2 protein-coding genes are annotated in these 2,329 nt (G+C 71.1%); both read left to right on the plus strand.

The genetic code is table 11. The annotated features are described in order from the left end of the window. The first annotated feature begins 241 nt into the window (after window positions 1-241). Window positions 242-1,165, plus strand: a complete 924-nt coding sequence (gene thrB, locus HW445_RS27395; protein WP_151771232.1) for a homoserine kinase — start codon at window positions 242-244, stop codon at window positions 1,163-1,165. Between the two features lie 472 nt (window positions 1,166-1,637). Further along, on the plus strand, window positions 1,638-2,329 hold a 692-nt coding region (locus tag HW445_RS27400), incomplete at its 3' end, for a Rho termination factor N-terminal domain-containing protein (protein WP_308800007.1).

Raw genomic sequence — 2,329 nt, forward strand, 5'->3', positions numbered from 1 at the left:
CCGTTCCGTGTCCGTCCCGCCGCCCCGCCCGCCGCTCGTCCCGTGCCCGCCCCGGCGGGGAGTTGGCGTGAATCGACACGCACCGTGCGCCTCCTGTGCGCCCTATGTCGCCGGGGAAGCATCCTTCGATAGTCTGTACTGAACCAGCCCGCCGCATATGCCGTGCTCGGTTCCGACGCTTTCGCGTCCCGCGAAGTCCCGCGTCTTCCAGTGCCCCGCAGTCAAGGAGAGTCATCCAGCGATGGCCGGTCCCGCCTTCCGAGCCGCCGCCGTCCGCGTGCGCGTGCCCGCAACCAGCGCAAATCTCGGACCGGGGTTCGACGCCCTGGGTCTTTCGCTGGGGCTCTATGACGACGTTGTCGTCCGGGTGGCCGATTCCGGACTGCACATCGACATCGCCGGCGAGGGCAGCGACAACCTGCCGCGCGACGAGAAGCACCTGCTGGTGCGCTCGATGCGCGCCGCGTTCGACGCGCTCGGCGGGCAGCCCCGCGGGCTGGAAATCGTCTGCGCCAACCGCATTCCGCACGGCCGCGGCCTCGGTTCCTCCTCCGCAGCGATCTGCGCCGGAATCGTCGCCGCCCGCGCGGTGACCATAGGCGGCGAGCACCGTCTCGACGACGACGCGCTGCTGGAACTCGCCACCGAGATCGAGGGCCACCCCGACAACGTCGCCGCCTGCCTGCTCGGCGGATTCACCCTCGCGTGGATGGAGGGCGGCGTCGGCCGCGCCGTCCGCAGCGAGCCCTCGGATTCCATCGTTCCGGTGGTTTTCGTTCCCGGAAAGCCGGTACTGACCGAGACCGCGCGGGGTCTGCTCCCGCGCAACGTCCCGCATGTCGACGCCGCCGCCAACGCCGGCCGTGCCGCGCTGCTCGTCGAGGCCCTCACCAGGCGCCCCGAGCTGCTGATGCCGGCCACCGAGGACCGCCTCCACCAGGAATACCGCGCCCCGGCCATGCCGGAGAGCGCCGCCCTGGTGGAGCGGCTGCGCGCCGACGGAATTCCCGCCGTGATCTCCGGCGCGGGCCCCACCGTACTGGCGCTGGCCAGCGAGGAAACGGCCCAGAAGGTGGAGATGTCGGCGGGCGAGGGCTGGGCCGCGAACCGGCTGGGCCTGGATCTGTCGGGCGCGAGCGTTCTGCCGCTCGCGGCCGCCGCATGAACGGCCGTGTTCCCGGATAAGCAGTGACCGGGGATGTGCAGGAGCGCGCATTCAGGCGATTGCCGGATGTGGAGAGGGGGAATGTTTGTGGGATCCGGTAGTGTTAATGTCAAGTCCGCACCCGACCACCCAAGCGTGGCGAGGTGCTTCACGTCCCCGTCCGGGACAGACATTCTTCCGGGAGTCTCCCAAGCCGCACTGTGTTTCGTACGGTACGTAGTACGCGGGCAGCAACCCGTACGCGAATACTGAGCAGCTCCCAGGGCACGCTCCGGAACCGGTGCGCCCGAGCCACGTGACACGAATTTCGTCGTCGCCGTCGCGGGGAGCGCCACCACTCACCAGTTGTTTTCCTCCGCCGATGTGGCGGACCACCGCCCCGGACCGGTCCATGTGATCAGGACCGATTCCGGACAGCACAACCGGTCGCCGAGCCAGACAGGCCGACGCCCGCTCCAGGGAAGGACCCTTCGTGAGCGACACCACCGATCTGATGGGCGCACGTGTCGACGAGACCGCTGCCGCGCCCGCCACGGACGCCTCCACGCCTGCCAGCGGTGCCGGCTCGCGGCGGCGTCGCGGTACCGGCCTCGAGGGCATGGTGCTGGCCGAACTGCAGCAGGTCGCCTCCGGCCTCGGCATCAGGGGCACGGCGCGGATGCGCAAGAGCCAGCTGATCGAGGTCATCAAGGAGGCCCAGGCCTCCGGGGGCGCCCCCGCCAAGGCGGCCGCGTCCGGTACCGACAGCGAGGCGAAGCCCAAGCGCCGCACCACGTCGCGCACCCGTACGGGTGAGGAGTCGGCCGCCGAGAAGGCGCAGATCCCCGGCCAGCCTTCGCCCAAGGCCGAGGCCGCGAAGACCGAGGCCGAGCAGGAGCCGAAGAGCGACGAGCAGCCGGCCGAGCGCCGCCGTCGCCGCGCCACCGCCGAGGCGGGCAGCCCCGAGACCGTCACCGCCGAGACCAAGGGCGAGGCCCCGGCCGCCGACAAGGGCGACCGCGGCAGAAGTGACAGTGCTAAGGGCGACGCGCGCGGTGACAAGAACGACGTGAAGACCGAAACCAAGCAGGACGCCGGCGACCGGACGCAGGGCGAGCGGAGCGACTCCGCCGACGCCGAGGGCCGTTCGGGCCGCACGCGCGACCGTGACCGCAACCGCAACCG

This window comes from Streptomyces sp. UH6 (assembly GCF_013421635.1).
GTDB lineage: Bacteria > Actinomycetota > Actinomycetes > Streptomycetales > Streptomycetaceae > Streptomyces > Streptomyces abyssomicinicus.